The 9,015-nt window shown below is 35.1% G+C and carries 9 protein-coding genes; 7 read left to right on the top strand and 2 right to left on the bottom strand.

What is annotated here, in order from left to right:
* Position 1: 1 nt before the first annotated feature.
* Together ACPDG9_RS03770 and ACPDG9_RS03765 are read right to left on the bottom strand one after the other, a co-directional pair.
* A complete protein-coding gene (locus ACPDG9_RS03770) occupies positions 2–535 on the bottom strand; it encodes a hypothetical protein (RefSeq protein ID WP_430526431.1) in 534 nt (177 codons plus the stop codon).
* A 758-nt stretch (positions 536–1,293) separates the two neighbouring features.
* Positions 1,294–1,989, bottom strand: coding sequence for an RteC domain-containing protein (locus ACPDG9_RS03765; protein WP_286395950.1), 696 nt, complete (start codon positions 1,987–1,989; stop codon positions 1,294–1,296).
* 296 nt (positions 1,990–2,285) lie between these two features.
* On the opposite strand from ACPDG9_RS03765, the gene ACPDG9_RS03760 reads away from it, so the two are divergent.
* The 7 genes from ACPDG9_RS03760 to ACPDG9_RS03730 all read left to right on the top strand — a co-directional run bounded on the left by ACPDG9_RS03760 (position 2,286) and on the right by ACPDG9_RS03730 (position 8,768).
* Positions 2,286–3,548 (top strand): FAD/NAD(P)-binding oxidoreductase, encoded by a 1,263-nt coding sequence (locus tag ACPDG9_RS03760; RefSeq protein ID WP_286395953.1) that lies wholly within the window; start codon positions 2,286–2,288, stop codon positions 3,546–3,548.
* An 80-nt stretch (positions 3,549–3,628) separates the two neighbouring features.
* Positions 3,629–4,186, top strand: coding sequence for a YeeE/YedE family protein (locus ACPDG9_RS03755; RefSeq protein WP_286385895.1), 558 nt, complete (start codon positions 3,629–3,631; stop codon positions 4,184–4,186).
* Positions 4,187–4,191: 5 nt separating this feature from the next.
* A complete protein-coding gene (locus ACPDG9_RS03750) occupies positions 4,192–5,547 on the top strand; it encodes a hypothetical protein (RefSeq protein WP_430526430.1) in 1,356 nt (451 codons plus the stop codon).
* Between the two features lie 5 nt (positions 5,548–5,552).
* Positions 5,553–5,966: a YeeE/YedE family protein gene (locus ACPDG9_RS03745; RefSeq protein WP_286385893.1), complete on the top strand. Its 414-nt coding sequence runs from the start codon at positions 5,553–5,555 to the stop codon at positions 5,964–5,966.
* Positions 5,967–5,978: 12 nt separating this feature from the next.
* Positions 5,979–6,608: a Crp/Fnr family transcriptional regulator gene (locus ACPDG9_RS03740; protein WP_286385891.1), complete on the top strand. Its 630-nt coding sequence runs from the start codon at positions 5,979–5,981 to the stop codon at positions 6,606–6,608.
* A gap of 432 nt (positions 6,609–7,040) precedes the next feature.
* Complete coding sequence (locus ACPDG9_RS03735; protein WP_286385889.1) at positions 7,041–7,805, top strand: hypothetical protein; 765 nt, start codon at positions 7,041–7,043, stop codon at positions 7,803–7,805.
* A gap of 36 nt (positions 7,806–7,841) precedes the next feature.
* The gene (locus tag ACPDG9_RS03730) at positions 7,842–8,768 is read left to right on the top strand and encodes a hypothetical protein (protein ID WP_286385888.1); all 927 of its coding nucleotides are present in this window, start codon (positions 7,842–7,844) and stop codon (positions 8,766–8,768) included.
* Positions 8,769–9,015: the final 247 nt, after the last annotated feature.

The raw sequence follows: 9,015 nt of genomic DNA, 5'->3' as shown, positions 1-9,015 counted from the left end.
TCTACGTAATATTTTGGATAACTTCTCCTGGAATATCGATTATCGTCTGCGTTTGGTCTTCGGAAGTATAAGTATATGTTCCTTGTCCACTCGCCTCCAGTGTTGTTACTATATTGATGTCGGATAAGGGAACCTCAATGATTTTATCCTTTGAATCACGTAAGAATAGTGTTTCACGGGCAATATTTACAGCAAGTTCCTCATTGCGTGCAACATCCGTTAAAAAATCATCTGCAGATGTAATTAGACGTACCCAACGGCTATCAAACCAATAGTAATAACCTGGTTTGAGATCTTCGCTATTTGTAGTATTGAAAACAAGTAGACTGTTTGTATTTTTCCCTCCTTTAATCGTAGAATTGTCTGTGGTTGACAACAAGGGAATTCGCGGGATGAGCACCCCTTTATAATTTCCCATTTTTGCTTCTACATCTAAAAGAGCTGATGGATTAGGATTAGCTGTTCCAATCCCTACTTGTGCAAAAGTGAATCCTGACATCATCAGCAACGCAACTGAAAGTACATTTTTTTTCATAAACTACTATTTATTTCAATTATGTATTTTTAATCAAAAGAAATAACCTAAAAAGTTCAATTTCCTTCAATATTATTACACAAAACAAATATTATACCAAAACCAATAAATTTTATTTTTATGTTATTTTTCTTAAAAGCTAAGCTTCTAACCCCAATTGAAACACTATAAAATCGACATTTTTGTAATTATAAATCTCAAAAAGAGGATTACAATACACGATTCACAACAGAACATTCTTCTCCCCATTGAACAAATGTTAAGTTTTTAACAAGACAGATACCCCTTGTTATGCGACCAACCCGTTGATTTTAAAAGAGTCTCACAATCATTGCTTAATTCACATTTTTTCCTTCTTTTTTCAATATTTAAACACAAAAGGATTATTTATTTATTCCTTTGTTTATTTTTAAAACAGAATAATATCTAATTATTTTTAATAAAGAAATAACTTATATTAAATTTATTGGAATAAATATAAAGGATTTATCTTATATTTTACATAAAAACACCTTGTATTTTGTAATGTTTTTTATTTTAAAGTTTTCAGGAAAAAGCTGTATCGGTTGAATACTAAGCTTTTATAAGGATAATCAAAAAAGTCAGGTAACGATTTGGTAACGGTGCTTATTGCTTTGCTTTTCAATGTGTTTCCGTTAGCTCACAGCAAATATATGAAAACATATGTCTGAAAACAAGATCATAAATGATACAAAAATCAAAAAGCAGTGAAATTAATCACTGCTTGAAAATATTAATTATTCAAAATCTTTATCCATATGCTCTTCCAAAGATTTTTTTAATTGATCCAAATAGGCTGTTCTGGAACCAGCACGCATTTTCATTCGGTGAAAGGCATGGTGTATATCCCCTAATTCAATATTGAAAACAGATTGGACTGCTGAGGCTATTTTTCGAACACTTATATTTCCATTCAATATAGCTCCATTAACATGCAAAGTATAAATTAGTTCTATCAAAGCATTTTTTGATTCCGTCCATACCAATTGTTGTAAGTTTTCAGCTTTAGTCATATCAAATAATCCACTATTTATACGAAAAATGAGATAATCATAAAATAATTCATCACCTATTATTCTTGCTACTTTATAATCGAAGTAAGTAGAAAATCTGTGATCAGATTCAAAAATGTGACTATTAAGCCCATTGTCTATATTTATCTGCCCCCTAATAAATAACTCTTCATCCCGATCTATACGTCCCGACCGGTAATATCTGTAGAAAGGGCAATTGCAGGTGTTTTCTCTGTAAATATTTTCAATCTTTTGTAGTTCATCCGAAAAATATTTTTTGTGAACATCCCACATCTCACTTGGACAACTGCTCTCAATTTTGAACACCTTATTATAGAAAATTAATTTCCCTTGTATTTCGGGTTTTATTTTCTTGAAAAATTCAATTTCTTGATTAGGTTGTTCAAATCCATTTTCCATGATATAATCTCGTAATCTTTCCAGTTTAGACAATAAAAAAGAAACAACTTCACGTGTACTTTCTATTACATTTTGTGAGTTTAAATCCAATTTCTTTTCTTCTTCCCTTATTGATAAAAGGATGTTTTTAATGTACTTTATAATACTTCAATTTTTAATGAATAAATGTTTTATTATAACTACTACAGCTACTTAGCCTAATATTATTCTTCATAAATATGCCTTTCAGTAACATATGTTACAGACTATCTTATTCCCAAAATATACTTTTACGAATAATAATAAATAGTAACGGTATGAAATCACATTATCAAATAGCCATTATAGGTGCGGGTACAGCCGGAATTATGACCGCTGCCCAACTTTTGAAAAAAGATAAGTCTCTTGACATTGTTATCATTGATCCGGCAGAGAGACACTATTATCAACCTGCCTGGACATTGGTCGGAGCCGGAACATATGATTTCGCCAAAACGGCAAAACCTATGCGGGATTTAATCCCACAAGGCGTAGAGTGGCTTCAGGATGCCGTAGTATCTTTTTATCCTGAAGAAAATAAGATTGAAACCAAGAAAGGTATCAAAATTAGTTATGATTATCTTGTGGTTGCTCCCGGATTAGTAAATGACCTTTCCCTGATAGAAGGATTGGAAGAAGCAGTAAAAAAAGGCATTGTATGCAGTAACTATATAGATCCTAAATACACCTGGGAATGCCTAAAGAACTTTAAAGGTGGAAATGCGGTTTTTACCCAACCTACAACCCCTATAAAATGTGGCGGAGCTCCACAGAAAATTATGTATTTGGCAGCTGATTACCTTCGCAGAAATGGATTAGACAAGAAATCAAATGTAGTGTTTGCAACTCCCGGTACTGTCATATTTGGAGTGAAACGAATTGCAGATACACTAATGAAAGTCATCCATCGATACAATGTACATTTTAAACCTTTTTATGCTCCAGTCAAAATAGATGCCGATAAAAAAATAGTCTATTTCAAAAGCGTTGCTCCCGATGAAAATAATTGCGTAGTGAATGAAGGCAATGTGTTGGGAGAAAAGCAACAAGGTGATTCATTGATTGAAATGCCCTTTGATTTGTTACATTTAGCTCCACCCCAAACAGCCCCAAAGTTTGTGAAAGAGTCTATTTTGGTAAATGAAACAGGCTGGTTAGATGTGGATATCAATAGTCTTCAACACAAAAAATATCCGAATATTTTCGGAATTGGAGATGTAGCTGCTTTACCAACCGCAAAAACCGGTGCAGCCGTACGCAAACAGGCTCCTGTAGTGGTTGATAATATCCTTAAACTAATAAAAGGAAAAACTGCCGACAACAAATCGTACCAAGGGTATTCATCTTGTCCCCTAGTAACAGGTTATGGAAAAATGGTATTGGCAGAGTTTAATTACAAAAATGAATTCACGCCCGACCCAAAACTCAAAATGATGCTGATTGGCGACAGTTCCAAAGAACACTGGCGTTTGTGGCTGTTAAAAAAATACATGCTTCCCTATTTCTATTGGCAAAAAATGATGAAAGGCGAAGATGTTTAGTCCTGTGTAACCTATGTAACAGACTATCTCTTTTTATAAACTGAAATTTGCAGTAATAAAAAAGAATAAAACTATAATTTATGGAATGGATTTTACAACCATGGCCGTGGTATGTTAGCGGACCATTGATTGCACTGACGATGTTTATTCTACTTTACGTAGGTAAAAATTTTGGAATGTCGTCCAATTTGCGAACACTCTGTACTATGAGCGGAGCCGGCAAGACTTGTGATTTTTTCTGTTTTGACTGGAAAGCACAACGCTGGAATTTATTGGTAATGATTGGAGCTATTATCGGTGGTTTTGTAGCTTCAAATTATCTGTCGGATAATCAAATACCGGACTTAAACCCAAAAACGGTTGAGCATTTAAAGGAAATAGGTTTTGAAAGTGCTGGGAAAGCATACGTACCTACAGAACTTTTTGGAACGGAAGCATTTTCAGATCCTAAGACATTGGCTATACTACTAATTGGCGGAATATTGGTTGGTTTTGGAGCACGTTATGCAGGTGGCTGTACTTCTGGTCATGCTATATCAGGTATCAGTAATTTACAGTTACCGTCTTTGATAGCAACTATTGGTTTCTTTATAGGTGGATTAATTATGGTACATCTCATTTTTCCTTTAATTTTTTAATACCGATGAAAAGGCTGTTGGTAATACTGGTTGTAGCTATACTTTCTCAACCAACAATGGCACAGGAAAATCATATAAAAGATACTGTTGAAAATAAATCTTTGGTTTCCTATCTCAAAGAAGGCGAAATCAGCGGACATATCCGAAATTATTTTTTGATGACTGAAAACAATCATGGAAACGATTATTATGCCAATGCCACTGGAGGCGTATTAAGCTATAAAACCAAATCGTATAAAGGCTTTCAGTTAGGTGTTTCGGGAATATTTACCTATAAGCTGTTTTCATCTGATTTGAATAAACCTTACGATCAGACCAATAAATCATCACGATGGGAACAGGAACTATTTGATGTGAATCATAAAGACAATTTTAAAGATTTGGACAGATTGGAGGAACTGTATATCAAATATCATTGGAAAAATTCTTACGTAACCTATGGGAAAATCCCAGTAGAATATACGCCTTTATTGAATAAAAGCGATGGAAGAATGAAGCCTTTTGCTTTTCAGGGAGGTTGGTTACATCATAAAAATGAAAAATTTCAGGCTGATGTAGCATGGATACATAGGGTTTCTCCTAGATCAATGACCGAATGGTTTTCAATGGAAGAGGCTATCGGATTGACAGATAACGGATATTTACCAAACGGAGAAAAAGCATACTATAAAGAAACAACCCATTCACAAGGATTAGCGATTGTGCATTTGGGAAAGGAATTTAAAAATTTGAAAGTCAATTTCTGGAATTTTCATTTGGATAAATTCATTAACACCTCTTGGTTGCAATTGGAGTATGCAAAAAAAAATTGGGAGCTTGGCATTATTTATTCTTACCAGATACCTGATGCTTACCAAAAAACGCTCGCTTATAAAAACCGATATGTGCAGCCGAACGAAAACGGACAGGTAGTCAGCAGTATACTGAAATACAAAAATGGTTCATCACAATTTAAAGCAGCCTATACCAAATCTTTTGAGTCCAGCAGGTACTTATTCCCGAAAGAATTGGGTCGGGATCAGTTTTATACATCTATGTCCAGAAGCCGTATAGAAGGATTGGGTGGAGTTGATGTCTTTGCTATCGGGTATCAGTACAATTGGAAACATTTATTTTTGAATGTCGATGCAACTACTACTCACGGAGCAGCCATAAAAAACTATGAATTAAACAAATACAACATCGATGATTATTACCAGATAAATACACGATTGCATTATGAGTTTACCAATTTCTTAAAAGGGCTTCATATTGAGTTGCTGTATGTCTGGAAAAAAAATAAAAACGAGCATAACACACAATTGGTTGCACAAAGAAGCGATTACAACCAAATCAATCTAATAACAAATTTTAATTTTTAAAAGCAATGAAAAATATAGTTTACTTACTAATCGGAACCTTTTTCGGAATTGTTATGTACAAATCTGAAGCCGCATCATGGTTCCGGATTTATGAAATGTTCCAGTTTCAATCCATTCACATGTATGGTTTAATGGGAACTGCTTTGGCAGTAGGAATAATCGTAGTACAATACATCAAAAGAAACAAGGTAAAAGATATTACTGGAAATCCTATTGTTATTGCAGACAAGGATAAAAGTATTCCACGCTATTTAATAGGTGGTATTCTTTTTGGTTTAGGCTGGGCGTTAGCGGGAGCATGTCCAGGTCCAATGTTTGTAATGACAGGTGCAGGATATTTCCCGATTTTAGTTGTAATTTTAGGGGCGTTATTAGGAACGTGGCTTTATGGTCTGATAAAAAACAAGCTGCCTCATTAAATCGAAATAAATATGGAAGAATTAATCCGTGAAACCTACCGGGGGATATTTGAAAAAGAGCTCATTGACGAAATCGTTTCTGTCGCTAAGGTTGTCGAATTCAAAGAAGGAGATGTATTGATAGATATTGGTAAATATATCAAAACCATGCCTTTGCTAATCAGTGGAGCTATCAAAATTATGCGTGAAGATTTTGATACAGGTGAACTATTACTATACTTTATCGAAAAAGGAGATACTTGCTCTATGACACTTACCTGCTGTATGGGCGATAAAAAAAGCGAAATCCGGGCAGTGGCAGAAAATAATGGTTTGGTAGCGATGATTCCCGTAGGGAAAATGGAAGAATGGATGGGTAAATATAAAAGCTGGCGTGCTTTTGTTTTTGAAAGTTATAACAATCGCTTCAATGAAATGCTCGCTGCTATAGACAATATTGCCTTTATGCACATGGATGAACGCCTTTACAACTATCTTCAGGAGAAAAGTAAGATCAACGATTCGAATATTATTACTAAAACCCACCAGGAAATTGCTTACGAATTAAACAGTTCCCGTGTAGTAATTTCCCGATTGCTGAAAGCATTGGAAAATGAAGGAAAAATAAAACTAAACCGCAATAACATAGAATTGTTAAACTAACGCTATGGAAGAAACCAAAGGCGAACAAATAAATTCTCCTTTCAAAAAAGACCTGATACTTAGAGAAGAATTAGCTATCCAGCGTATATTTCTTGCCAACCAATCGACATTTCTGTCATTTTAAGAAGTTCTATCTACTATTTTGTGGCTGGTCTTAGTGTCAACAAACTTGTTGATGGTAACGAGGCGGCAATTTTTGAATTGCATGAAGTAAGCCAAACGAGACATAAATTAACGGAAGAATTCGAAATAAACTCACACAAAATGAAACTCGCTGAACAAGAATATACAATTGAGCGGCTAAAAGAATTAAAAGATAACGGGATATTAATATTGAATTAATATAAAGTGAGTATTATATCCATAATTTTATAAAAAGATGGATGGCACACAAAACACCCTTTTATCGAGTAATAATTGATAGAATAACATATGAAACGATTAGGAATAATTTATTTATTGTCTGTTGCAATTGTTAGTTTGAACTCTTGCGATTATGTAAAAAAAGCAGTCGAAGACACCTTTAACAATCAAGAAGATTCGCAAGAGAATCTAAAAGATACTTTTCACAACCCTTTTAGTTCGAAGCTCAGAGCACAAAACCAAACGATTGAAAAATACCGTGAGCTCATCCAGGGGTTATATCCAACACTTGATAGCCTAAAGTTTGATTACACCATGGCAATGCTGACGCATGAAATCGAGAAATGGAACAGAACTGAGATATCCTTACTTTTCCAACCTGAGAGATTGGATGAAATCCAAGCCGAATTATATACAGTATTAAATACGGAAGACATACTGTTATACTCTTCTCCCTTATTTGTAGAGCACCAAAGAGTACGTTTGCCTATTGTCAATCCGTCAAACCCCAACGAAGTAGATTGGTATTGGCATGAAAGCAAAACCGGAAAATGGGCAAAAAAAGATCCTGTGAAATTAACTAGTAGAGACTTGCAGAATATGGAGGGAAATTCCTATCCGCTCGCCACTATCAAGTTGCGTACTGCCCATCAGGTTCTATACGAGGTCATCAATAGGTTTGACGAGATAGGTTTTATAGAGCTCCCTTCTTCGGTAACCTATTACTCGCATCCACACAAACAATATTGGGCAATTTCACTAAGAGGTGATCGCTCAGATTACAGTCTGGAAACCGATAGCCAAGGAAAGTTTGCAAAACTGGAAATGAGGTAATGATTCAGCGTATTTAATAGTTTAAACACAAAAGATATGAGTAGAAATTTTTGGCAGTGGTACATCTTCTTTTTCCTTTACATCTTCCCTTTGTTTTTTTCTTATGCTGGAGGATGGAGTTCGGGTGCATGGACGGCGACAATTTCTCTGATGATTGGAATCATCGGTTGGGCCTGGTTGATCAAAGTACAGTTCCGAAAGCATGTCAGTAAGCCCAAGCTATTGCTGAAAGAAGCTCAAGAGCTACAGAGAAGCGGAAAGGTTGTAGATGCAAAAATCTATGAGATCATCACAAAAAAAGAAACCAAAGAAGGAAATTTCATGACCGAAGTAATGGTGTCTTTTCCCAATTTGGCGGGTACCGAAATCACTACTTCTTTTGATTTTCTTGATATCAAGCCACATTTAAAGAGATATGAAGTTGGGAAACAACTCCCCCTCAGACTAAACACACAAAAAAGTGCAGAAATTCCATGGATACTAGGCGAGGGAGATTATTTTGCTACCAAATCGAAAATGCGTTGGCTTTATCTATTTACTATTGTGTATGCCATTGCAGTATTTATAGTCAATCATTTGGTCTTTAGCAATGGAAAAGGATGGCGTTGGCTTTCGCTATGGCACCCTTGGGTCTGGACTCCATATTTTGGGCTTATAACTGAATTAGCAATTAACAAAATTTTCAGCCGAATGGGAGGTGGACTTAATCATAAAAGTTCCTATAAATTGTTTCTATACGGTTTGGAAACCAAAGGACATATTACGAAAATTAATCAGACCGGGACATTCATCAATGAGCAACCTGAAATGCGCATCCACATCAACTATACCGATAAAGACGGTAAGACACATTACTTAGAGAAAAAGAAAGTAGTATTACTCTCAGACATACACGCATACCAAGTAGGAGAAGTTAATCTACTCTACCTGCCGGATAGTCCACAAACTATAGAGTTCATATGATCAATTGTAAAAACTATAAAGCTGAGTTCGATTATTATTTTTTACTCAGAACGCTTTGAAATTGTCAGATTCGACTGATAACAACGAAGGAATAGCGGGCTATTTCTAGGCGTTTTCAGGAAGAAGATGGCTGTTTCAAAGTGAAACAACAAAAAAGCTAATCAATTAAACACGCTATGCTGTGTTGCCTCTGCTTGGCTTATCTCGATAAGCCTGCACAAAGGCGCCTTAACTATCATATTTATAT

This window comes from Myroides sp. C6-3 (assembly GCF_050522425.1).
In the GTDB taxonomy this organism is placed as follows: Bacteria; Bacteroidota; Bacteroidia; order Flavobacteriales; family Flavobacteriaceae; genus Flavobacterium.
The sequence above is the reverse complement of the archived record's forward strand: the minus strand, read 5'-3'. Positions and strand labels throughout refer to the sequence as shown.